Genomic DNA, 23,008 nt, shown 5'->3' on the forward strand with positions numbered 1-23,008 from the left:
CACGGGACGATCGTGCCACTCCGGCGCGCGGCGTGAGACGGGCGTCTCGCGATCCGGTCGGCGCTCGTGGGGCGCGTGCTCGTCGCCGTGCGGGGTACGGGGCTGTCCCCGTCCCACTGAATCGAGGTAGCCATGAGCGAGCAGGACGGCCGCGGCGCGGCCGAGGAGAACACCGGCGTCCCCGAGACCGAGGAGGAGCACGCCGGACCGGCATCGCCCTCCTCCACGCCCGGCGGCGAGCCGTCGCGCGTCGACGGCGCCGCCGAGGAGGGCGCCGGCGTCGAGGAGTGACGACCGCCACCTGACACACGAGTCCGGCACGCATGGCGATGCGCGGGGTGCAGGAGCAGCCGTCCGGGCTGCTCCTCGCCCTCGACGTCGTCTCGGTGACCGAGGAGCGCGCGCTCCTCGCGTGGTGCGGCGGCCTGTCGGTGGAGCCGGTCGTCATGCGCGGCGTCGCCTCCCGACGCCAGGTGCGGCACTTCGGTGTCGGGTACGACTACGAGTCGTGGGCGCCCACGCAGGCCGAGCCGGTCCCCCGCGAGCTGCTCCCGCTGCGCGCGCGGGCGGCCGAGGTCGCCGGTGTCGAGGAGAGCAGCCTGGTCGAGGCGCTCGTGACCCGCTACCCGCCCGGGGCCGGCATCGGCTGGCACCGCGACGCGACGGCGTTCGGGCCCGTGGTGGTGGGCGTCTCGCTGGGCTCCGACTCGGTGATGCGCTTCCAGCGCCGCGCCGCCGGCGGGGAGCGGCGGGTCTTCGAGCAGCCGCTCGCCCGCCGTTCGGCCTACGTCCTGTCCGGCGCCGCGCGCAGCGCGTGGCAGCACAGCGTGCCGGCCGTCAGCGAGGAACGCTGGTCGATGACGTTCCGCCAGCTCCGTCGGCGACCCGACGGGCAGCGCGCACCCGGTACGCGTGAGGTCACGGGCGGTGGGGTACCGAGCGGCATGAACCACCACGAGCCGCCCCTGCCCGACTACGACAACCTCGCCACCGGCTCGATCGAGTCGCGGGCGCACGCCCTCGACCCCGACGGGGTGCGCCAGCTGCTGGAGTACGAGCGCAGCCACGCCGACCGGCCGCAGATCGTGCTGATGCTGGAGCACCGCTTGGCCTCCCTCGAGAGCGGCGACGCCACGCCGTCCGGCGGCGACCCCACGGCACCCGCGCCCGAGGCCGCGCCGGGAGCGCCCGCGGGCAGTGCGGTCACCGAGGGGCCGCCGGTCAACCCGCCGTCGCAGGGCGACCCGACCAACCCCGCCCAGCCGCGCGGCTGACCCCCGACAGGCGAGAGCCCCGACCCGCGGTCGCGGTCGGGGCTCTCGGCGTGTGTCGGCGTGGGTCGAGCGGTCAGCGCGCGTCGGGCTCGGAGTCGACGACCTCTCCGTCCAGCAGCAGCGGGTCCTCGACCTCCGGGTCGTCGACCACGTGCATCGCTGCCTCCTCGGCACCGGCCGCCGCGCCGTCGATGCCCACGTCGGTGGCGACGAGGTCCTTCTCGGCGTCCGTGCGGACGCCCTCGTCCTCGGCGACCAGCCGGCCGGCGCGCTCGCCGTCGACGTCGGCCTCGAGCGCCTCGTCCGACCCGCTGCCCTCCGCGACGAGGGCGGCCAGGTCACCGCGCTCGGCCTCCTGGTCCGCGACCTCGTACGGGTCGGGCTCGGCGACCTCCTGGTCGACGCGCTGGTCCAGCGTCTCGCCCTGGATCTCCTCGAGCGGGGTGTTGCCGTAGCCCTGGCCGGCCGACCACTTCTCCGGGGGCGAGTAGCCCTCGTCGAGCGGCTCGGGCAGTCCGCGGTCGTCGACCAGGCTGTCGCCCGTGCTCTGCGGCTGCGTCTCGTCGTCGACGCTGTAGCCGTGGTAGCTCTCGTTGTCCGTGCTGTCCCCGGTGACGTCCACGGCGGGATCGGTCCCGATCTCGGTGCCGATGTCCGGTTGCTCAGTCATGAGCCCTCCTGTCTGGTCGTGAACAGCCTAGGTACCCCGTTCACCCCCGTGGAACCGCGAGGAACCTCACAGCCGGCTGTGCCCCGCCCTACGCGCCGGCGCGGTAGGCCGTCCAGGCCAGCTGCATCCGCGCGGTCTGCCCCGGCGTGAACTCCGTCATGCAGGAGTCGTAGGTGTAGTCCATGAAGTTGGTGATCGGGTCCGCTCCCCCGCCGGCGCAGGTGTCGCGACCCACCGGGCACTGGAAGGCCGGCGACGCCTCGGGCGCCGTGTCGGCGACGTGGTCGCCCGGCTCGGAGCACCCGCCCTGGAACGTGTGGTACAGCTCGAGCCAGTGGCCCACCTCGTGGGTGGCGGTGTCGCCCTCGCCGTAGACGCTGAACACGGCGCTGTCACCCGTGTCGCCGGCGACGGACGGCAGGCTGCGGTAGTCGATGACCACCCCGTCGCGGTACTGGGGCAGCGGGTTGCCCGCCGTGGCGTCGGCGTCGAAGTCCGACGGGAAGTAGGCCCACCCGAGCAGGGACTGGCCGAGCGAGGCGGAGTAGATGTTGAGCGTCTCGGACGTGCTGTCGCCGTAGAGCGCCTTCTTCATCGCGACCTCCTTGCCGCCGCCGCGGTAGAAACGGGGCTCGGCGCCGTTGGAGGAGATGAGGTTGAACCACTGGGGCTCGAAGGTCCGGGTGACGCGCTCGAGCTCGAAGGTGAACCCCGTGCCCTCGTAGGCGGCGTTGAGGACAGCGACCTGCGCCTCGATGCGGGCGCGGGAGAGGTTGCCGCCCTCCTGCCCGCGGTCCTTGGCGATCACGTGGAAGCGGACCGGGACCGTCACGGGCTCGAACGCGTCCGCCGCGGCACCGGCGCCCGACCTGCTCGTCGTCGACGCGGTGGCCCGTGCGACCTTGGCGAGCGGGTCCTTGTGGACGTGGTGCAGGTCGTCGCGCGGGATGGTGCCCGCGGGCGCGTCGGCGAGGTCGCCGTAGTCGATGCAGTCAGCCGCCCTGTCCTTCGCCGGTGCGGCGTGGACAGGGGTCGACATGCCGATCCCGAGTGCGAGAGCCGTGAGCGCGACGCCGAGCCGGCGGGCGACGAGGGTGCTGGTCGAGTGCATGTGGAGATCCCCTTACGACGGTGGTGCAGCGACGGTAGCCCGGCGACGCGCGGCCGGGGAAGACCACCTACGGGTGGAGCGGCCCCGGTCTGTTCACAGCCACCCGGGCAGGCGTACGTCGGCGAACGGCGCGGAGTCGTCCGGCGTCCAGGACGTGCCCTGCGCCGACGCGGCGGCGGCCAGCCCCGAGCCCAGCGCCGCCACCAGCAGCGTGGTGAGCAGCCACGGCACGACGCGCCGGGACAGCGGGTCGACGGCGCGGTGCACGGGTGAGCGGAGCCGCTCCGAGCCGGGTCCCCACCACAGCCCGAGGGCGAACGAGACGCCCACCGGGCCCAGGGTGGTGGTCAGCGGGACGGACGCGGCGAAGCAGAGCAGCGCGATCGCCGCAGCGATGCCCAGGCTCCAGAGGAGGAGCACCACGGTGCCGCCCAGCCCGGCGATCGCGTGCCACGGCGCGGCCAGCAGCAGCTGGACGCCGTCGTACCACCTGGCCCCGCGCCGCTCGCGCCTGCTGCCTGCTGCGGCCGCGGCCATCGAGCCGCTGCGCAGCAGCCAGACGGTGACCAGGACCAGGGCGAGGGTGACGTAGGGCGCGAGGACGACGCCGCCGGCGACGACACCGCCGGCGGCGAGGATGGTGAGGGCGCGGCGCAGGCGCTCCCCCGCGGGTGCATGCGGGCGGGCGGGGGCGCCGTACTCCGCCGAGACCCACTCGGTCGTGCCGTCCGGCAGGACGCGCGTCTGGCGGCTCGGGACGGTGGTGGCGTCGTCCCACCCCGGGACGGGCCCGGCGTCGTGCTGGTGGTCCACCTGGGGGCTCCAGGCCGACGACCAGTGGACGGGCTCGTCGGCCGGTTGCGCGCGACCCGCCGGCGAGGCCGGGCCGACCGCTCCGGTGCCGAGGCGCGTCGGCGCGGCGGCGTCCAGGTGGGTGGCGGCGACGTAGGGCAGCGTCACGGGCGCCGCACGTGTGCCCTCGGCGCGGTCCCGCACGGGGGCGCCGCCCGCCGACAGGTCCTCCAGCCAGTCGCGGACCTCGTCGAGGGAGGGGCGGTCCGCGGCCTGCGGGGCCAGCGCCTCCTCCACGAGGTCGAGCAGGAGCGGGTCGAGGCCGGTGAGGTCGTGCTCGCCGCGGCGGACGCGGTCCATGATCGCCACCGACGGTCCGCGGCCGAAGGGGGCGCGGCCCGTCCCGGCGTACGCCACCGTCGCTGCCCAGGCGTGCACGTCGGAGGCGGCGGTGGCGTCGTCGCCGTGCAGGATCTCGGGTGCCAGGTAGCCGGGCGTGCCGAGCAGCCAGCCGTTCATCGTGATGCGGGAGTCCTCGGCCACCCGGGCCAGCCCGAAGTCGATCAGGATCGGCGTACGCCCCTCCATGATGACGTTGGACGGCTTGACGTCGCGGTGCAGCACCCCCACCGAGTGCACGGCCTCGAGCGCCTCGGCGAGGCAGTCGGCGAACCACAGGAGGTCGTCGCCGTCGAGCGGGCCCTCCTCCTGCACGTGGTCGTGCAGCGAGAGCCCGGGGACGTAGCGGGTGGCCACGAACGGGATCTCGCCCCAGGGGTCGGCGTCGACGATCTCGGCGACGCGGCGGCTGCGGATCCGGCTCAGCGAGCTGACCTCGCGGGCGAGGCGGCGGCGCGCCTCGTCGTCGCCCACCACGTGCGGGCGCAGCACCTTGATGGCCACCGGGCGCTCCCCCGGCCTCTGGCCGAGGTGCACGACGCCCATGCCGCCCTCGCCGAGGCGGGCGCGCAGCGCGTAGCCACCCACGGTCAGGCCGGGTGGCGGCGCCTTCGGGGACGTCGTCACGCCTCGAGGATACGGGCGGCCGGCGCCCCCGCCCCTCATCCCGCGCGCCCCATCCGCCCCTGGTTCCCCCGCTCAGGCGGGGGATCACGAACTTACAGGGGTGTGCAGGCCCCCTTAAGTTCGCAATCCCCCGCTCAACCGGGGGATTGCGACGGCCGGTGTCGGACGGGTCGGCGACGATGGGACGGTGGACGGGACCAGGAGGCGCCTCGCGGAGGAGCGCGAGCAGGCGCTCGCGCGGCTGGCGGGCCTCACCGGCGACTACGACGCGGTGGTCGCCGCCTCGCGCGACACCAACGCCGACGACGAGCACGACCCCGAGGGATCGACCATCGCGTTCGAGCGCTCGCAGATCGGGGCGCTCGTGCGGCAGGTACGCCGCCACCTCGCCGAGCTGGACGCCGCCTCGGCGCGCGTCGAGGCCGGCACGTACGGCGTCTGCGAGCGGTGCGGGTCGCCAATCGGGGCGGCGCGCCTCGACGCGCTGCCGGCCGCCCGGCGGTGCATCGGGTGCGCCTCCGCCCCCGGCTGACCAACCGGCACGGAGACGCCCGGCACGGAGACGCCCGGCACGGACACACCCGGCGCGCACACCCGGCGCGGGACCTCGGACCGGGCCCCACCCGGCCGGCCCAGCTGCCGGCGGCCCTCAGCCGGTCGGCCGGCGTGCCGACTCGAGCGCGGCGATCAGGCTGCGGGCGTCGTAGGGACCGACGTGGCGGGTCTCGCCGACGAAGAACGTCGGCGTGCCACGCACGCCGCTCGCCTCCGCCGAGGCGACGTCGTGCTCGACGTGCCGGACCACCGCGTCGTCGTCGAGGTCGCGCATGAACTGCTCCACGTCGAGGCCGACCTCGGCGGCGTACCCGACGAGGTCCTCGAGCTCGAGCTCGTCCTGGTGGGCGAAGAGGACGGCGTGCATCTCCCAGAACCGGTCCTGGCGGGCCGCCGCCTCCGCGGCGAGGGCGGCGAGCTCGGCGTGCGGGTGGACCGGGAGGGGCAGGTGCCGGGTGACGTAGCGCAACCGGTCGCCGAAGTGCGCCCGGAGCTCCGCGCCGACGCCGCTGACGCGGGCGCAGAACGGGCACTCGTAGTCGAGGTACTCCACCAGGGTCAGCTCGGCGTCGGCAGGACCGAGGACGTGGTCCCGGTCCGGGTCGACCGGCTGGCTGAGGGTGGTGGGCAGCGCGGCGTCGGTCTGGCCGAGCACGCGCGCGGAGAAGCGGAACGCCGCCCACCCGGCGAGGCTGGCCAGGACGGCGGCGAGCAGCACGCCCACGCGGGCCTGGTCCTGCAGCCGCGAGGACTCGAAGGCCAGGCTGATGATGAGCAGCGAGACGGTGAAGCCGATCCCCGACAGCGCACCGCCGGCGAGCGTGTGCCCGAGCCCGACACCCTGGGGCAGCCGGCCCCAGCCGAGCCGGACGCTGGCGAAGGCGCCGCCGAAGATGCCCACCGCCTTGCCGAGGACGAGGCCGAGCACGACGCCCCACATCAGCGTCGAGGTGAGGGCGTCGCCCAGCACCCCGTCGCGCAGGTCGACGCCGGCGTTGGCCAGCGCGAAGACGGGCACCACCACGTGGCTCGTCGGCGTGTGCAGCGCCTCCTGCAGGCGCTCGTTGACCGAGATCGCCCGGGTCAGCGAGCGGCGCGCGACCCGTTGCACGCCCGGCATCGGCGACTGCCGGAACGCGCGGAACGACCGCGCCGCGTCCTCCACGTCGGAGCGGCGCGGATCGAGCGCCGGCACGAGCAGCCCGCTGACCATCCCCGCGATCGAGGCGTGGACGCCCGACTCGAGGGTCGCGATCCACAGCACCAGCACGACGAGCACGTACGGCGCCGCCTGCCACACGGCGTACCTGTCGAGCACGACCAGCACCACCAGGCACGCGCCGGCCACGGCCAGCGCCCCCAGGGACAGGTCGTCGGAGTACACGATGCCGATGACACTGACGGCGACGATGTCGTCGATGACGGTCAGGGTCAGCAGGAAGATCCGCAGCTGCGTGGAGACGGCCGGCCCGACGAGCGCCATCACGCCCAGCAGGAACGCCGTGTCGGTGCCGATGACAGCGCCCCAGCCGGCGGCCTGCTCGCCGGTGGGGTTCAACGCGAGGAAAACCGCGGCGGGCACCAGCATGCCGGTGACGCCGGCGACCAGCGGCACGACGACCCGGCGGCGGTCGGTGAGCTCGCCGATCGCGAACTCCTTGCGGACCTCGAGGCCGATGACGAAGAAGAACACCACCATCAGGCCGTCGTTGATCCAGTGGTGCAGGTCCATCGTGAGGCCGCCGTCGCCGAAGCGGATCGACAGCTCGGTGTGCCAGAGGTCGACGTAGGCCTGCGACCACGGCGAGTTCGCCCAGACCAGGGCGACCAGCGCGGCCACCACGAGCAGCCCGGCCGAGCCGGACTCGGTGCGCATGTAGTCGCGCAGCGACCTCGAGGTCTGGGCCTCGAAGGCGTGGGCGCCCTTGCAGGCCGACTGGTCGGCGGTCCTCGCCTCGGCCGCGGTCACCAGGGCAGGCTATCGGCGCCGGGCAACGCGCGGGCGGTCAGCAGACCCGGTGCATCCATCCGAAGGTGTCCTCGGCGCGGCCGAACTGCATGCCCACGAGCGCGTCGCGGATCCGCATGGTCAGCTCGGTGCTGGCGGGCGCCGGGGTCACGCCGTGGGGCGAGCGCAGCTCGCCGACCGGGGTGACGACGGCGGCGGTGCCGCAGGCGAAGACCTCGGTGATCTCGCCCGACGCGACGCCGTCGCGCCACTCGTCGATCGAGAACTTCCGCTCCTCGACGGCGTGGCCCAGCTTGCCGGCGAGCTCGATGATCGAGGCGCGGGTGATGCCCTCGAGGATCGTGCCGGTCTCGGGCGTGACGACGCGGCCGTCGGCGTGGACGAAGAACAGGTTCATCCCGCCGAGCTCCTCGATGTAGCGGAACTCCTGGTCGTCGAGGAACACGACCTGGTCGCAGCCCTGCTCGATGGCCTCGCGCTGCGCCGCCAGCGACGCCGCGTAGTTGCCACCGGTCTTCGCCGCGCCCATGCCACCGCGACCGGCCCGGGTGAACGTCTCGGAGAGCCACAGGTTGACCGGCTTGACGCCGCCCTTGAAGTACGCCCCGGCCGGCGAGGCGATGACCATGAACGTCACGTGCTGCGCCGGGCGGACCCCCAGGAACTTCTCCGAGGCGAACATGAACGGCCGCAGGTAGAGCGACTTCTCCCCCGCGCTGTCGGGCACCCACCGCTGGTCGACCTCGACGAGCGCGTCGACGCACGCGACGAAGTCCTCGACGGGCAGCTCCGGGAAGGCCAGTCGCGCGCTCGAGCGCACCATCCGGGCGGCGTTCTGCTCGGGACGGAAGGTCCAGATCGAGCCGTCGTCGTGGCGGTAGGCCTTCATGCCCTCGAAGGTCTCCTGCGCGTAGTGCAGGACCGCGGTCGCCGGGTCGAGCGTCAGCGGGCCGTACGGCGTGATCCGCGCGTCGTGCCAGCCGGCGTCCGGTGTCCACTCGACCGTGAGCATGTGGTCGGTGAAGTGCACCCCGAAGCCCGGGTTGGCGAGGATCTCGACGAGCCTGGCGTCGTCGACGGGCGTGGGGTTGGCGGTGGTGCTGATCTGCATGGGGTCAACCTACTCAGAGGCGGGCTGCGATGGCGTCCCCGACCTCGCTCGTACGACGGCTGGTGCCGGGCGTGCGCTCGCTGAGGTGTGCGAGGACGGCAGCCTCGATGGCGGCGGCCGCCTCGGGGTGGCCGAGGTGGTCGAGGAGGAGGGCACCCGAGAGGATCGCGGCGGTCGGGTCGGCCTTCTGCTGGCCGGCGATGTCGGGGGCGGAGCCGTGCACGGGCTCGAACATCGACGGGGCGGTGCGGTCGGGGTTGACGTTGCCCGAGGCGGCCAGCCCGATGCCGCCGGTGATGGCCGCGGCGAGGTCGGTGACGATGTCGCCGAACAGGTTGTCGGTGACGATCACGTCGAAGCGGGCCGGGTCGGTGGCGAGGAAGATCATCGCCGCGTCGATGTGCATGTAGTCGGTCGTGACGTCGGGGTGCTCGGCCCCGACGGTCTCGAAGAGCCGCCACCACAGCGACCCGGCGTTGACCAGCACGTTGGTCTTGTGGATCAGCGTCAGCTTCTTGCGCGGGCGCTTCTGCGCCCGCGCGAACGCATCGCGGACCACGCGCTCGACGCCGTACGCGGTGTTGACCGAGACCTCGGTCGCGACCTCCGCGGGAGTGCCGACCCGCAGGGCGCCGCCGTTGCCCGTGTAGGGGCCCTCGGTGCCCTCACGGACCACGACGAAGTCGATGTCGCCCCTCTCGAGAACCGGGTCCGCCAGGGGTGAGGTCGAGCCGGGGAAGAGCCGCGACGGTCGCAGGTTGACGTAGTGGTCGAGCTCGAACCGCAGCCGCAGCAGCAGGCCGCGCTCGAGGAGGCCGGGCGGCAGGCCGGGGTCGTTGGGCCTGCCGCCGACCGCACCCAGCAGGATCGCGTCGTGCTGGCGGACCTCCGCGAGCACGGAGTCCGGCAGCACCTCGCCGGTCGCGAGGTAGCGCTCCGCGCCGAGGTCGTACTGCGTGGTCGCGAACGACACCGGCGACGCGACCTCGAGCACCTTGAGCGCCTCGGCCGTCACCTCCGGGCCGATGCCGTCGCCCGGGATGACGGCGAGGGTCTGGCTGCCGGAGGGACGCGACGGGGACGGTGGCTGGCTGTCAGGCATGCCGGGAACGCTAGTTGTCCTCCGGCCACTGACCGCCGTCGTCTCGCAGGTCAAGCGCGGTCTGCACGGCGAACGCGACGTTCTCGGCGCTGCGCGGGTTCTCGGGGTCGTGGGCGGCGGGGCCCCATGCGTCGGGGTACATCTGGTACATCGGTCACTCCTGCGGCTTCGAGGGCGACAGCGTCGAGGGCGTCGATGGCTGTCGTGGCTGGATCGAGAAGCCGGGTGGCGGAACCTCGTCAACGCCGAACACCGCGACGAGGTGGCCTCTCTGTCAGGCCTCGCCGCGGCGGTCGATGAGTACGAGCACGCTCCGCATGGTGCCGTGACTGTACGACCGTGGCTGCGGTCGGCGCACGCGACTTCGGGGAACGTGTCAGATCGTGAGATCTCGGATCGCCACGTGGGATCCGCCGCGAGGAGTGACAGACTCGGCGGCCTCATGTCTGCTCCTCCGGAACTCCCCGACATCGTCCAGCGCGCCTTCGACGTGTGCCGCCAGGCCGGCTACGTCGCGTTCTGCCGCAACGAGACCGGTCGGCTGCTGGCGACGCTGGCGGCGACGCGCGGCGGCACGATGGCGGAGTTCGGCACCGGCTGCGGCGTGGGGACCGCGTGGCTGCGCAGCGGCGTGCGCAACGGCGCGCGCATCCTCACCGCGGAGCTCGACGAGTCGCTCGCCGGGGCCGCGCAGACGATCTTCACCGACGACGACCGGGTCGAGGTGCTGGCCGCGGACTGGAGCGTGCTGCGCGAGCAGGGTCCGTTCTCGCTGCTGTTCCTGGACTCCGGGAGCCCCTCCGAGGTCGGCGTCGAGTCGACGATCGACCTGGTGGAGCCGGGCGGGATCGTGGTGCTCGACGACTTCGCGCCGTGCGAGTCGTGGCCGCCGATCGCCTACGGCCGCGTCGACACGCTGCGCGAGCAGTGGCTCACCGACGAGCGCTTCACCGCGGTCGAGGTGATGGTGGCGGCCGACGCGTCCGCGATCATCGCCACCCGTCGCTGACGGCGCGGCGTCAGCGCGGGCCCGGCGCCGTCACGTCGACGGTGAACCACGGCAGCATCAGCTGGGTGAGCGGCCCGATCGCCAGCGCGTACGCGACGGTGCCGACGCCGAGCACGCCCCCGAGCAGCAGGCCGATCGCCACGACGCTCACCTCGATTCCGGTGCGCACGAGCCGCAGGGACAGCCCCGTGCGCCGCGAGAGGCCGGTCATCAGCCCGTCGCGCGGGCCGCGGCCGAGCTGGGCGCCGATGTAGAGCGCGCCGGCCGCGCCGCACAGCACCACTCCGCCGACCATCAGCCCGAGGCGGGCCGCCAGGGCGTCGGGCCGGTCGAGCACGGCGAGGGTGGCGTCGGCGGAGAGTCCCACCACGACCGCGTTGCTGATGGTGCCGAGGCCGGGCATCTCCCGCAGCGGGATCCACAGGAGCAGCACGACGAAGCTGAAGAGCACGACGGCCTGGCCGAGCGTCATCGGCACGTGGCGGATGAAGCCGGAGTGCAGCACGTCCCACGGCGCGAGGCCGAGCGCCCCGCGGACCATGAGAGCGAGCGAGACGCCGTAGAGGAAGAGCCCCACGTAGAGCTGGGGCAGGCGGCGGCCGAGCCGGCCGGCGCGCAGCTGCGCGAGCGGGCCGAGGTCGACGAGGACGCGCCCGGAGGCGGCGGGGACGGAAGACGTGGTGGTGCTGCTCATGCCCCGAGCATCCCGCGGATTGGCCTTGTCCGAAATAGCCAATCGTGGAACAGTGGCCTGCATGAGTCGCGTCGTCAGTGCCCAGCGCATAGCCAGTCTGGTGGGTGACTTCTCCCGCTCTCCCGCCTACGTCGGCCTCGCCGACAGCCTGCGCGTCCTGATCGGCGACGGCCGCGTCGGCATCGACGTACGCCTGCCGAGCGAGCGGGAGCTGACCAGCGCGCTCGACGTGTCGCGCACCACCGTGACGCGGGCCTACGAGGTGCTGCGCGAGTCGGGGTACGCCGAGGCGCGCCGCGGGTCGGGCACGTTCACGACCGTGCCGGGCGGGCAGCGGCGTGCCCACGACCGCGCCCTGATGCCGGGCACCGGCGGTCGTGACGTGATCGACCTCAACTGCGCCGCCCACTCGGCGCCACCCGGCCTGGTGGAGGCCTACCAGCGCGCGACCGAGCAGCTGCCGGCCTACCTCGGCGGACCCGGGTACTTCCCGCTGGGCGTCCCGGAGCTGCAGGCGCGGATCGCCGCGGCCTACGACGCCCGCGGGCTGCCGACGGCTCCGGAGCAGGTGATGGTGACCGCGGGCGCGCTGGCCGCGGCGTCCGTCGTCGCCCAGGCCTTCACCGCCCCCGGCGAGCGCGTGGTCGTCGAGTCGCCGACCTACCCCAACGCCACCCAGGCCGTGCGCCACGCCGGCGCCCGCCTCGTGCCGGCCGCCGTCGATCCCGACGGCTGGGACCTCGACGCGCTCGCCGCGACGCTGCGGCAGACCTCGCCGCGGCTCGCCTACCTCATCCCCGACTTCCAGAACCCCACCGGCCACCTCATGTCCGAGGCGCAGCGCGAGGCACTGGCCGCCGCCCTCGCGCGCACCCGGACGACCGTCGTCGCCGACGAGGCGCACCAGGCCCTGGCCCTGCGGCCGGGACTGGCCGAGGCGATGCCGCCACCGCTGGCGGCGTACGCCGACGACGCGATCACGATCGGCAGCGCGAGCAAGTCGTACTGGGGCGGGCTGCGGCTGGGCTGGGTGCGGGCCCCGATGGCGGCCGTGGAGCGGCTGGTCCAGGCCCGGATCGGCCTCGACCTCGGAGCGCCGGTCCTCGAGCAGCTGGTGCTCGCGGACCTGATGGACCACGCCGACGAGGTGCTGCCGGTGCACCGGGAGCGGCTCGTCGCCGGTCGGGACGCGCTCGTGGCGGCGCTGCGCGAGCACCTGCCGTCGTGGCGGTTCCGGGTGCCCGACGGCGGGCTCGCGCTGTGGTGCGAGCTGCCGGAGGCGCTCGGCACGGCGACCACCGTCGAGGCCGAGCGCCGCGGCGTCGTCGTGGCACCCGGACCGGTCTTCGCGGTCGAGGGCGGGCTCGACCGCTACGTCCGCATCCCGTGGACCGCCGCGCCGGAGGACCTCACCGAGGCCGTCCGCCGCCTGGCGGCGGCGTGGGACCACGTGTCCACCGACGCCGCCCGGCCGGCGGCCCGGGCCGCCGGCCGCGTGGTGGTGGCCTGAGCCACGGCGGACCGGGCTCCCGTCAGGACAGGTCGACCGCGCGGACCGAGGCGGCCTGCATGGCGGTCTCGATCTCGGCCAGGGTCTCGGCCGGGATCGCGGAGTCGACGCTCAGCGCGACCAGCGCGGCGCCGCCCTTGTCCTGGCGCGAGACCTGCATGCCGGCGATGTTGACCGCAGCGTCGCCGAGGATGCCGCCGACCGTGCCCACCATGCCGGGGCGGTCCTCGTAGGTGAGGAAGGCGAGGTGGGTGGTCGGCTCGATGTCCACGTCGAACCCGTTGACCTCGACCAGCCGCTCCTTCTGCGCGAGGCCGACCAGCGTGCCGCTGACCGAGACCTGCGTGCCGTCGGCGAGGGTGCCGCGGAGGGTGATGAGGTTGCGGTGGTCGGGGCTCTCGGCCTCGGTCACGAGCCGCACCTCGGTGCCGCGCTCGGCGGCGAGCAGCGGGGCGTTCACGTAGGAGACCTGCTCCTCGACGATGTCGGCGAACACGCCCTTGAGCGCCGCGAGCTCGAGCACCTTGACGTCGTACTCGGTGATCTCGCCGCGGACCTCCACGTCGAGCTGGTGGGCGACCTCGCCGGCCAGCGCGGTGAAGACGCGGCCGAGCTTCTCGGTGAGCGGGATGCCCGGACGCACGTCCTCGGCGATGACGCCGCCCTGCACGTTGACCGCGTCGGGGACGAGCTCGCCGCTCAGCGCGAGGCGCACCGACCTGGCGACCGCGATGCCCGCCTTCTCCTGGGCCTCGTCGGTCGAGGCGCCCAGGTGCGGGGTGGCGACGACGTTCTCCAGCTCGAAGAGCGGGCTGTCGGTGCACGGCTCCTTCGCGAACACGTCGAGCCCGGCGGCGGCGATCTGCCCCGTCTTGAGCGCGTCGTAGAGCGCCGCCTCGTCGACGATGCCGCCGCGGGCGGCGTTGACGAGCACCAGGCTCCTCTTCGCGCGGGCGAGCTGGTCGGCGCCGATGAGACCCACGGTCTCGGGGGTCTTCGGCAGGTGCACGCTCATGAAGTCGGACTCGGCGACGAGGGTCTCGAGGTCGACGAGCCGGACGCCCATCTGCGCGGCGCGGCCGGCCTGGACGTAGGGGTCGTAGGCGATCACCTTCATGCCGAAGGCGCTCAGCCGCTGCGCCACGAGGACGCCGATGCGGCCCAGGCCCACGATCCCCACGGTCTTCTCGTAGAGCTCGATGCCGGTGTACTTCGAGCGCTTCCACTCGCCGTTGCGCAGCGCCGCGTGGGCCGGGCTGAGGTGACGGGCGGCGGCGAGCATCAGCGCGACGGCGAGCTCAGCGGCGCTGACGATGTTCGAGGTCGGCGCGTTGACGACCATCACGCCGGCCTGCGTGGCGGCCTTGACGTCGACGTTGTCGAGCCCGACGCCCGCGCGGGCGACGACCTTCAGGCGGTTCGCGGCGGCCAGCGCCTCGGCGTCGACCTTCGTCGCGGAGCGCACGAGGACCGCGTCGACGTCGGCGATCGCCGGGATCAGCTCGGCGCGGTCGGCGCCGTTGCAGTGCCGGACCTCGAAGTCGGGGCCGAGCGCCTCGATCGTGGCGGGGCTCAGCTCTTCGGCGATGAGCACGACCGGCCGGGCGAGCGGTGCAGGAGCGGATGCGTTCACAGCGGGGTCCTCGGGTGATCAAGGGTGTGTGCGGGGACTGCACGACGCTGTGCGCGCACCACACTACCCGCGAGCCGGGCGCGAGTCCCAGCGCCTCACCATCCGGACGTCGTACCCGGCGCCTACGATCCCGGCATGGGAGCCATGGACGACGCGCAGCGGCTGGAGCCCGCCTCGGTCGAGGAGTGGAGCGCGTGGCTGCGCGAGCACCACACGCAGCCCCAGGGAGTGTGGCTGGTGAGCCCGCGCAAGGCCGGCGACCGGGCGTTCTCCTACGAGGAGGCGGTGCTCGAGGCGCTTCGCTTCGGCTGGGTCGACTCGACGGTGAAGCCGGTCGACGAGCAGCGCTCGATGCAGTGGTTCGCACCGCGCCGCAGGGGCAGCATGTGGACGCGGATCAACAAGGGCCGGGTCGCCCGGCTCGAGGAGTCGGGGCTGATGGAGCCGGCCGGGGCGGCGGCGGTCGCCCTGGCCAAGGAGACCGGGATGTGGACCCTGATGGACGACGTCGAGGACTGCGTCGTGCCCGACGACCTCGCCGCGGCCTTCGACCGCCATCCCGGGTCGCGGGAGCACTGGGAGTCGTGGCCGGCGTCGGCGCAGAAGCTGATCCTCACCTGGATCGTGCTCGCCAAGAGGGCCGAGACGCGCGCGGCCCGGGTCGAGACGACCGCCGAGCAGGCCGCGCGCGGCGAGAGGTCGCGCTAGGTCAGACGGCGCAGCCGTCGGGGCCGCAGGCCTCGCCGCCGTCGCTGGTCGCGAGCACCTCGATCCTCGGGTGCGACTCCGCCCAGGCGCGCTCCAGCACCTCCGTGAAGACCTCGGTCGGCTGCGCGCCGGAGACGCCGTACCTGTCGTCCACGACGAAGAACGGGACGCCGCCGGCGCCGTAGGCCTGCGCCTGCGCGGCGTCGGCGTGCACGTCCTGCTCGAACTCGCGGGAGCCGAGCACCTCGTCGAGGCGCGCGGCGTCGAGCCCGGCCGACAGGCCGACCTCCCGCAGCACGGCGTGGTCGGCGACGTTGCGCGCCTCGGTGAAGTAGGCGTGCAGCAGCGCCTCCTTCACCCGGCCCTGCAGCTCGTTGCCGCCCTGCTGGTGGGCGAGGTGGATGACCCGGTGGGCGTCGACGGTGTTGAGGTGCAGCGTCTCGGAGAGCCGGTAGACCAGGCCCTCCTCGGCGGCGACGGCCTCCACACGGTCCTGCATCTGCCGCGCCCCGGCGGGCGACTGGCCGTACTTGCGGGCCAGCATCGCGCTGGTCCGCTCGGTCGGTACGACGGGCGCGCCGGGGTCGAGCTGGTAGGAGCGCCAGTGCACCTCCACCTCGTCGGCGTACGGGAACCGCGCCAGCGCGTTCTCGATGCGGCGCTTGCCGATGTAGCACCAGGGGCAGACGACGTCGGACCAGATCTCGATCTTCACCTCCGCGCCAACGCCGCTCGTGGCCCGCGTGTTCCCCGCGGCCGCGGGAGCAGCATCAGGCGCCGGCCTCCTGGCGACGGACCGCGCCGCGGCGAGCGACGTACGTCACCGCGAAGCCGATCACGAGCGCCAGGAGCACGCCGAGGTTGGCGTAGGGCCAGTTGCCCTCCCAGTAGGGGCCGGCCGGGTCGTCGACGTAGGTCCCGAGGCCGAGGGGGCCGATGAGGAAGCCCTGCCAGTTGTTCCACGCGGCGTCGGCGGCGAAGCTGTTGACCACCAGGCCCCAGCCGATGACCGAGGCGCCCACCATCGTGGCGACCGACGTCCAGTCGACCGCTCCGTAGCGGCCGCTGCTGTCGAAGAGCGCCTCGTCGTCGTAGTCGCGCCGGCGCAGCGCGATGTCGGCGATCATGATGCCCGCCCACGCGGCCAGCGGCACCCCGAGGGTGATCAGGAAGCTCTGGAAGGGACCGAGGAAGTCCTCGGCGAAGAACACCACCCAGACCGTGCCGAGGGTGAGGATGAGGCCGTCGACGAAGGCAGCCGCCGGCCGCGGCATCCGCACCCCCAGCGAGAGCAGCGTCAGCCCGGAGGAGTAGATGCCGAGCACCGCCCCGCTCACCAGCGCCAGGATGGCGGCGAGGAGGAACGGCACGAGGAACCACGTCGGCAGCAGCGTGCCGAGGGTGCCGATCGGGTCGGCGACGATGCCGGCGCTGAGGTCGCCCGACGAGCCCGCGAGCAGCAGGCCGAAGACGACCAGCACGGTGGGCGCCACCGCCCCGCCGAAGGTGTTCCAGCCGACGATCGCCGAGCCCCTGGCGTCCCGGTGCTGGTAGCGCGACCAGTCGGCGGCGATGTTGATCCAGCCCAGGCCGAAGCCGGTCATCACCATCACGAGGGCCCCGACCAGCTGCTGGGCGCTGCCGCCCGGGACGTCCTGCACCGCCGACCAGTCGATCTCGTCGACGGTGAGCGCGACGTAGACCACGGTGGCGATGCCGGTGATCCAGGTCAGCACCGACTGCATGCGCATGATGACGTGGTAGCCCGCGACGCTGGCCGAGACGATGAGCGCCGCCACGACGACGGTGGCCACCACCCGGGTGCTCGTGCCGGACGCCCAGCCGAGCTGGTCGAAGATCGTGGCGGTCGCCAGCACGGCGAGGATGGCGAGGAAGGTCTCCCACCCGATCGAGACCAGCCACGAGATCACGCCGGGCAGCTTCTGGCCCTGCACGCCGAACGCCGCCCGGCTCAGGATCATCGTCGGCGCCGACCCGCGCTTGCCCGCGATCGCGATGATCCCGCACAGCGCGAAGGACACCACGACCCCGACCACGGTGACGAGGAGCGCCTGGACGAAGGAGATGCCGAAGCCCAGCACGAACGAGCCGTAGCTGATGCCGAAGACCGACACGTTGGCCGCGAACCACGGCCAGAACAGGTCGCGCGGGCGGGCGGTGCGCGCGGACTCCTCGATGATCTCGATGCCCGTGGTCTCCACCCCGAGGCGACGGGTCTGCTCGAGGCCCGACCCGTCCGGGCCGGTGGTCGCTGTGTGACTCATGACCGCATCGTCGCGCACCGGGGCCTCGTGGGTCGAGGCAGGGCCCCGGACACGTACGGCGCGCCGCCCAGGAGGTCGTCCTGGTCGGCGCGCCGTACGACGCGGAGGCGGGGCAGCGGTCAGCGCGCGGCGGTGCCCTCGACGTAGTCGGAGTCGTGCGACTTCACCCAGGCCATGAGCTTGCGCAGCTCGCGGCCGGTCTGCTCGATGGGGTGGGTCTCCCCCTTCTTGCGCAGCTCGGCGAACTCGGGCGCGCCGGCGTCCTGGTCGTCGATGAAGCGCTTGGCGAAGGCGCCGTTGCGGATGTCCTCGAGGACGGCCTGCATGTTCTCCTTCACCTGCGGCGTGATGACGCGGGGGCCGGAGACGTAGTCGCCGTACTCGGCCGTGTCGGAGACCGACCAGCGCTGCTTGGCGATGCCGCCCTCGTACATGAGGTCGACGATGAGCTTGAGCTCGTGCAGGCACTCGAAGTAGGCGACCTCGGGCTGGTAGCCGGCCTCGATGAGGGTCTCGAAGCCGTACATGACCAGCTGCGAGGCGCCGCCGCAGAGCACGGCCTGCTCGCCGAACAGGTCGGTCTCGGTCTCTTCGGCGAACGTGGTCCTGATGCCGCCCGCACGGAGGCCGCCGATGGCCTTGGCGTAGGACAGGGCGACGTCCCAGGCCTTGCCGGACTCGTCCTTCTCGACGGCGACGAGCACCGGGACGCCGCGGCCGTCGACGTACTCGCGACGCACGAGGTGCCCGGGGCCCTTGGGGGCGACCATGAACACGTCGACGCCCTCGGGCGGGGTGATGTAGCCGAAGCGGATGTTGAAGCCGTGGCCGAACACCAGCGTGTCGCCGGGCGTGAGCGCCGGGGCGATCTCCTCGGCGTAGAGCGTGCGCTGGTGCTGGTCGGGGGCGAGGATCACGATGAGGTCGGACTCCTCGGCGGCCTCGCGCGGGGTCAGGACGCGCAGGCCCTCGGCCTCGGCCTTGTCCCGGCTCCTCGAGCCGGGCTGCAGGCCGATCCGGACGTCGACGCCGGAGTCGCGCAGCGACAGCGCGTGGGCGTGCCCCTGGCTGCCGTAGCCGATCACCGCGACGTTCTTGCCCTGGATCAGGCTCAAGTCGGCGTCGTCGTCGTAGAACATCTCAGCCACTGGGGCTCTCCTTCGAATGGTTGGTGGTACGCGTGCAGGTGGGACGGCAGGTGGGACGGCAGGTGGGGGGGTCAGCCGGCTCGCGGCGGGACGGGCACGGCGACGGGGCGCTGGGTGCGCTCGCTGATGGAGCGGGAGCCGCGGCCGATCGCGACCATGCCCGACTGCACGAGCTCGCGGATGCCGAACGGCTCGAGCACCCGCAGCAGGTCGGCCAGCTTGTCGGCGTTGCCGACGGCCTGCACCGTGACCGCGTCGGGCGCGACGTCGACCACCTTGGCGCGGAACAGCTGGACGGCGTCGAGCACCGCACCGCGGGTGGCGGCGTCGGCGCGGACCTTCACCAGGAGCAGCTCGCGGTTCACCGAGCCGGCGCCGTCGAGCTCGACGATCTTGATGACCTCGACGAGCTTGTTCAGCTGCTTGGTGACCTGCTCGAGCGGGGACTGGTCGACGTTGACGACGATGGTCATCCGCGACACCTCGGCGTGCTCGGTCGGGCCGACGGCGAGGCTGTCGATGTTGAACCCGCGGCGCGAGAACAGGCTCGCGATCCGGGCCAGGACGCCGGGCTTGTTCTCCACGAGCACCGACAGGGTGTGCTTGTTCATGCGCGGACCTCCCAGTCGTCCTGCACCTCGTCGAACTGGGGCGCCAGGTCGCGGGCGTACTTGATTTCGTCGTTGCTGGTGCCGGCGGCCACCATGGGCCACACCATGGCGTCGCGGTGGACGCGGAAGTCGACCACGACCGGCTGGTCGTCGATCGCCATCGCCTTCTCGATGGTGGCATCGACCTCGTCGGGCGACTCGCAGGCCAGGCCGACGCATCCGTAGGCGTCGGCGAGCTTGACGAAGTCGGGGATGCGCTTGGAGTGCAGGTCGGTGTTGGAGTAGCGCTCGTTGTAGAACAGCGTCTGCCACTGGCGGACCATGCCGAGCGACTCGTTGTTGATGATGGCCACCTTGATCGGGATGTCGTTGATCGCGCAGGTGGCCAGCTCCTGGTTGGTCATCTGGAAGCAGCCGTCGCCGTCGATGGCCCACACGGGGCTGTCCGGCATGCCGACCTTGGCCCCCATCGCCGCGGGCACCGAGAAGCCCATCGTGCCGAGGCCGCCGGAGTTGATCCACGTGCGGGGGTTCTCGTAGCCGACGAAGTGGGCCGCCCACATCTGGTGCTGACCGACGCCGGCGCAGTAGATGGTCTCCGGCCCGGCGATCGCGCCGAGCCGCTCGAGGACGTGCTGCGGTGCGAGGGAGCCGTCGGTGGGCGCGTCGTAGCCGAGGGGGTACTTCTGCTTCACGCCGGCCAGGAAGGCCACCCAGGCCTCGTAGTCCCCGTCGGCGCCCTCGGCCTGCAGCAGCGAGACGAGCTGCGCGATGACCTCCTTGCAGTCGCCGACGATGGGCACGTCGGCGTGGCGGTTCTTGCCGATCTCCGCCGGGTCGATGTCGGCGTGGACGACGAGGGCGTGGGGGGCGAAGGAGTCGAGGTTGCCCGTCACCCGGTCGTCGAACCGGGCACCGAGGCTGATGATGAGGTCGCTCTTCTGCAGCCCGGCCACCGCGGCGACCGTGCCGTGCATGCCCGGCATGCCGAGGTGCTGCGGGTGGCTGTCGGGGAACGCACCGCGCGCCATCAGCGTGGTCACGACCGGGATGCCGGTCAGCGTGGCCAGCTGGGCCAGCTCACGGTGCGCGTGGGCGCGGATGACGCCGCCGCCGACGTAGAGCACGGGCCGCTTCGCCTCGCGGATGAGGCGCACGGCCTCCTTGATCTGCTTGGCGTGCGGGGTCGTCACCGGCCGGTAGCCGGGCAGGTGCAGCTCGGTCGGCCACTCGAAGGACGTCTGCGCCTGGAGGGCGGACTTGGCCACGTCGACCAGGACCGGGCCGGGCCGACCGGTCGCGGCGATGTGGAACGCCTCGGCGATGGTGCGGGGGATCTCGGCGGGGTCGGTGACGAGGAAGTTGTGCTTGGTGATCGGCATGGTGATGCCCCGGATGTCGGCCTCCTGGAACGCGTCCGTGCCGATCATCGACGCCCCGACCTGCCCCGTGACGGCCACCATCGGGACCGAGTCCATGTGCGCGTCCGCCAGCGGCGTCACGAGGTTCGTCGCTCCCGGGCCCGAGGTCGCCATGCACACTCCCACCCGGCCCGTGGCGGCGGCGTAGCCCTGCGCGGCGTGACCGGCGCCCTGCTCGTGGCGGACCAGGATGTGCCGGATTCGCGTGGAGTCCATCAGGGGGTCGTACGCCGGCAGGATCGCGCCGCCGGGGATGCCGAAGATGTCGGTGACGCCGGCCGCCTCGAGCGAGGTGACCAGGCTCTGCGCGCCCGTCACCGATCGGCCCTGTCCGCCCTGCTCCGTCATGTCTGTCTCCGGTCCTGTCGTGCTGTGCCCAACAAAAAACCCCCCGGCCCGGTGGGCGACGAGGGGTGACGCGCGTGCATCCGGCCTGGGGGGCCTCAGCTCACGCGTCGCGTGCGTACGAGGATCTCGGTGCGCATGGGACAACCGTCGTCGCCGGGGCGGTCCGGCGTCAAGCGAGTGTGCCAGCCGTCCCAGCATTCGGAATGGCGGTCTCGGAATGTGGCCTCGTCGCTGCGCCCGTTCACGCTCAGGAGCGGTCGAGCGGCGTGCAGATGCACGACCGATTGCCGTCGGCGTCCGCCACGACCCAGAACGACGGCGCCTCGGCGTCGCTGACCAGCCGGCCGCCTGCGGCGAGGACGGCGGCGAGCCGGCGTTCGCCCTCGTCGTGGGGCACCCACACGTCGAGGTGCCAGCGCTGCTCGTGGTCGTCGGGCGGCAGCGGGGAGCCGGCGTCCTCGGGCTCCGCCGGCTCCTGGAACCAGATCGTCGGCACCTGCCCGCTCGGGTCGACGGGCTCGCCGTCCTTCACCTCCGCGCCGAGCAGGGCGGCGTAGAACGGGGCGAGCCGCGAACCGTCGGGCGTGTCGAGGCCGGCCTCGAGCTGGGTGAGCCCCGTCGTGTCGGCCGCGGCCCCGAGCCCGGCGGCGATCTCGCTGATCCGGCGCGCCAGGTCGACGTCGCGACTCGTGATGCCGCCGACGTCGTGGCTGCGCAGGGTCACGATGACCTCGGAGTAGGTGAGCGAGACGTCGGGGTGGTGGTCGGCCTCCTCCGCCGCCGCGCCGACCCGGTCGACCAGCTCGAGGCCGGTCGCGAAGTCCCCGGTGCGGAAGCGGGCCTTGAGCCGGTCGACGAGCTTGCGCCAGTCGGCAAGGCCGGCGGCGAGCAGGTCGTCGTGGCTGAGTCGGGCTCTCGGGTCGGACGCGGCGTCGCTCTGGCTCATGCCGTGACCCTGCCACTGACCACCGGCGTCGGCCAGCCCTGTGCGCTGGCTCAGGCCAAATTCTGGACGACCTGTCGAGTGTCGCCGTCGACGACGACGCGGGCCAGCGCGCCGTTGACCAGCGGCAGGTGCGGCGGGACGTGCCCGATCTCGAGGTCCCACACGATCGGCAGGTCCAGCCGGCCGAGCGAGTCGAGGACGGCCTCGCGCTGGGTGAGCTCGGGATGGTCCGGGGCGCTCGTGCGCCCGACGAGGACCGCCGCCGCGCGGTCGAACCAGCCCGCGAGGCGCATCCCGTGCAGGTGGCGGCAGATGTCCACCGCGTGGTCCTCGCAGGCCTCGACGTAGACGATCGTGGGCTCCTCGAGCCGCTCCGCCCACGCGCGCACGTCGCCGTAGGGCGTGCCGGCGAGGTGGCCGACGGTCTCGATGCAGCCGCCGATCAGGCGCCCGCTGACGTCCAGGCGGCCGCCGCCGTGCACCTCCCAGGCACCGTGGCCGACGGAGGTCCACTCGGTCGCCCGGGGGTCCTGCTCGAACCGCACCCAGTCGGCCACCAGGCCGGAGTCGCGCTGGACGAAGGGACCCGGTCCCCCGGCGAGGTCGAGCCAGTGCAGCAGGCCGCCGGGGACGGCGTACGGCGTGTCGGCGAGGTTGTCCCCGTGCAGGGTGGCCCAGCCGAGGCGGGTGGTCACCGGCACCAGGAGGGTCGAGATGTCCGAGAAGCCCACCAGCCAGGTCGGCTCGGCGCCGGCCAGGAGGTCCCAGTCGATGAGGTCGACGAGGTCGATGGCGGTCTCGCCGCCCCACGGCGGCACGACGCACCGGATGTCGGGGTCGGCCAGCATCCGGGTCAGCTCGGCGGCGCGCTGGCGCGCCGGCGCCGACGTCAGGCCCGCACGGCCCATGCACTCCCCCATCACGACGTCGTACCCGCGGCCTCGCAGCCACTCGACGCAGAAGTCGATGCGGGCGGCCGCGGCCCCGACCACGCCGGCCGACGGCGAGGTCACGCCGATCCGGTCGCCGGGCCGGAGTGGTCGCGGGAAGCGCAGCGGCGAGCTCATGCGAGGAGTCTGTCACTG

Annotated in this window: 22 protein-coding genes; 6 read left to right on the forward strand and 16 right to left on the reverse strand. The window is 73.2% G+C overall.

Translation table 11 applies throughout. The features are described 5' to 3' along the window. Positions 1–132 precede the first annotated feature (132 nt). Together J3P32_RS02590 and J3P32_RS02595 are read left to right on the forward strand one after the other, a co-directional pair. On the forward strand, positions 133–291 hold the full coding sequence (locus tag J3P32_RS02590) for a hypothetical protein (RefSeq protein ID WP_210438299.1): 159 nt from the start codon (positions 133–135) through the stop codon (positions 289–291). A gap of 32 nt (positions 292–323) precedes the next feature. Beyond that, entirely contained in the window at positions 324–1,274 is a 951-nt protein-coding gene (locus J3P32_RS02595) for an alpha-ketoglutarate-dependent dioxygenase AlkB (protein ID WP_210438300.1), read from the forward strand. A 73-nt stretch (positions 1,275–1,347) separates the two neighbouring features. On the opposite strand, the gene J3P32_RS02600 is transcribed toward J3P32_RS02595, so the two are convergent. The 3 genes from J3P32_RS02600 to J3P32_RS02610 all read right to left on the reverse strand — a co-directional run bounded on the left by J3P32_RS02600 (position 1,348) and on the right by J3P32_RS02610 (position 4,873). Continuing rightward, positions 1,348–1,944 carry a DUF5709 domain-containing protein gene (locus J3P32_RS02600; RefSeq protein ID WP_246849858.1) on the reverse strand — a complete coding sequence of 199 codons (597 nt, stop codon included), beginning with the start codon at positions 1,942–1,944 and terminating at the stop codon, positions 1,348–1,350. Between the two features lie 88 nt (positions 1,945–2,032). Continuing rightward, positions 2,033–3,055, reverse strand: coding sequence for a zinc metalloprotease (locus J3P32_RS02605; protein WP_210438301.1), 1,023 nt, complete (start codon positions 3,053–3,055; stop codon positions 2,033–2,035). Positions 3,056–3,148: 93 nt separating this feature from the next. Continuing rightward, positions 3,149–4,873 (reverse strand): serine/threonine protein kinase, encoded by a 1,725-nt coding sequence (locus J3P32_RS02610; protein ID WP_210438302.1) that lies wholly within the window; start codon positions 4,871–4,873, stop codon positions 3,149–3,151. A gap of 187 nt (positions 4,874–5,060) precedes the next feature. On the opposite strand from J3P32_RS02610, the gene J3P32_RS02615 reads away from it, so the two are divergent. Beyond that, entirely contained in the window at positions 5,061–5,405 is a 345-nt protein-coding gene (locus tag J3P32_RS02615) for a TraR/DksA family transcriptional regulator (protein ID WP_210438303.1), read from the forward strand. Positions 5,406–5,522: 117 nt separating this feature from the next. Here the strand turns inward: J3P32_RS02615 and nhaA are convergent, their stop codons facing one another. Genes nhaA through J3P32_RS02635 form a run of 4 tightly spaced genes read right to left on the reverse strand, consistent with a single transcriptional unit; the run spans position 5,523 to position 9,761 of the window. Continuing rightward, positions 5,523–7,397: a Na+/H+ antiporter NhaA gene (gene nhaA, locus J3P32_RS02620; RefSeq protein ID WP_307861566.1), complete on the reverse strand. Its 1,875-nt coding sequence runs from the start codon at positions 7,395–7,397 to the stop codon at positions 5,523–5,525. A 37-nt stretch (positions 7,398–7,434) separates the two neighbouring features. Further along, entirely contained in the window at positions 7,435–8,508 is a 1,074-nt protein-coding gene (locus tag J3P32_RS02625; protein ID WP_210438304.1) for a branched-chain amino acid aminotransferase, read from the reverse strand. 13 nt (positions 8,509–8,521) lie between these two features. Further along, complete coding sequence (locus tag J3P32_RS02630; protein ID WP_210438305.1) at positions 8,522–9,610, reverse strand: 3-isopropylmalate dehydrogenase; 1,089 nt, start codon at positions 9,608–9,610, stop codon at positions 8,522–8,524. Positions 9,611–9,620: 10 nt separating this feature from the next. Then, a complete protein-coding gene (locus J3P32_RS02635) occupies positions 9,621–9,761 on the reverse strand; it encodes a hypothetical protein (RefSeq protein ID WP_210438306.1) in 141 nt (46 codons plus the stop codon). A 291-nt stretch (positions 9,762–10,052) separates the two neighbouring features. On the opposite strand from J3P32_RS02635, the gene J3P32_RS02640 reads away from it, so the two are divergent. Beyond that, positions 10,053–10,619 carry an O-methyltransferase gene (locus J3P32_RS02640; RefSeq protein WP_210438307.1) on the forward strand — a complete coding sequence of 189 codons (567 nt, stop codon included), beginning with the start codon at positions 10,053–10,055 and terminating at the stop codon, positions 10,617–10,619. 10 nt (positions 10,620–10,629) lie between these two features. On the opposite strand, the gene yczE is transcribed toward J3P32_RS02640, so the two are convergent. After that, positions 10,630–11,313 (reverse strand): membrane protein YczE, encoded by a 684-nt coding sequence (yczE, locus tag J3P32_RS02645; RefSeq protein ID WP_210438308.1) that lies wholly within the window; start codon positions 11,311–11,313, stop codon positions 10,630–10,632. A gap of 61 nt (positions 11,314–11,374) precedes the next feature. On the opposite strand from yczE, the gene yczR reads away from it, so the two are divergent. Next, positions 11,375–12,823, forward strand: coding sequence for a MocR-like transcription factor YczR (gene yczR / locus J3P32_RS02650; RefSeq protein WP_210438309.1), 1,449 nt, complete (start codon positions 11,375–11,377; stop codon positions 12,821–12,823). A gap of 22 nt (positions 12,824–12,845) precedes the next feature. Here yczR and serA read toward each other — a convergent pair whose 3' ends face one another. Continuing rightward, positions 12,846–14,456 carry a phosphoglycerate dehydrogenase gene (gene serA / locus J3P32_RS02655; protein WP_210438310.1) on the reverse strand — a complete coding sequence of 537 codons (1,611 nt, stop codon included), beginning with the start codon at positions 14,454–14,456 and terminating at the stop codon, positions 12,846–12,848. 135 nt (positions 14,457–14,591) lie between these two features. On the opposite strand from serA, the gene J3P32_RS02660 reads away from it, so the two are divergent. Then, a complete protein-coding gene (locus J3P32_RS02660; protein WP_210438311.1) occupies positions 14,592–15,164 on the forward strand; it encodes a YdeI/OmpD-associated family protein in 573 nt (190 codons plus the stop codon). A gap of 1 nt (position 15,165) precedes the next feature. Here J3P32_RS02660 and J3P32_RS02665 read toward each other — a convergent pair whose 3' ends face one another. From J3P32_RS02665 to J3P32_RS02695, 7 genes are all read right to left on the reverse strand, one after another. Continuing rightward, positions 15,166–15,879 carry a DsbA family oxidoreductase gene (locus J3P32_RS02665; RefSeq protein WP_210438312.1) on the reverse strand — a complete coding sequence of 238 codons (714 nt, stop codon included), beginning with the start codon at positions 15,877–15,879 and terminating at the stop codon, positions 15,166–15,168. 55 nt (positions 15,880–15,934) lie between these two features. Then, a complete protein-coding gene (locus tag J3P32_RS02670; protein ID WP_210438313.1) occupies positions 15,935–17,449 on the reverse strand; it encodes a purine-cytosine permease family protein in 1,515 nt (504 codons plus the stop codon). A 119-nt stretch (positions 17,450–17,568) separates the two neighbouring features. Next, positions 17,569–18,597: a ketol-acid reductoisomerase gene (gene ilvC / locus J3P32_RS02675; RefSeq protein WP_307807674.1), complete on the reverse strand. Its 1,029-nt coding sequence runs from the start codon at positions 18,595–18,597 to the stop codon at positions 17,569–17,571. 71 nt (positions 18,598–18,668) lie between these two features. Next, complete coding sequence (gene ilvN, locus J3P32_RS02680) at positions 18,669–19,208, reverse strand: acetolactate synthase small subunit (protein ID WP_210438314.1); 540 nt, start codon at positions 19,206–19,208, stop codon at positions 18,669–18,671. Then, positions 19,205–20,977 carry an acetolactate synthase large subunit gene (locus J3P32_RS02685; protein ID WP_210438315.1) on the reverse strand — a complete coding sequence of 591 codons (1,773 nt, stop codon included), beginning with the start codon at positions 20,975–20,977 and terminating at the stop codon, positions 19,205–19,207. Before J3P32_RS02685 ends, ilvN begins: the two co-directional genes overlap by 4 nt. Positions 20,978–21,224: 247 nt before the next feature. Continuing rightward, on the reverse strand, positions 21,225–21,923 hold the full coding sequence (locus tag J3P32_RS02690) for a 4a-hydroxytetrahydrobiopterin dehydratase (protein WP_210438316.1): 699 nt from the start codon (positions 21,921–21,923) through the stop codon (positions 21,225–21,227). Positions 21,924–21,973: 50 nt separating this feature from the next. Further along, on the reverse strand, positions 21,974–22,990 hold the full coding sequence (locus J3P32_RS02695; RefSeq protein WP_210438317.1) for a S66 family peptidase: 1,017 nt from the start codon (positions 22,988–22,990) through the stop codon (positions 21,974–21,976). Between the last annotated feature and the right edge of the window lie 18 nt (positions 22,991–23,008).

This window comes from Nocardioides xinjiangensis (assembly GCF_017916385.1).
Taxonomy (GTDB): domain Bacteria; phylum Actinomycetota; class Actinomycetes; order Propionibacteriales; family Nocardioidaceae; genus Nocardioides; species Nocardioides xinjiangensis.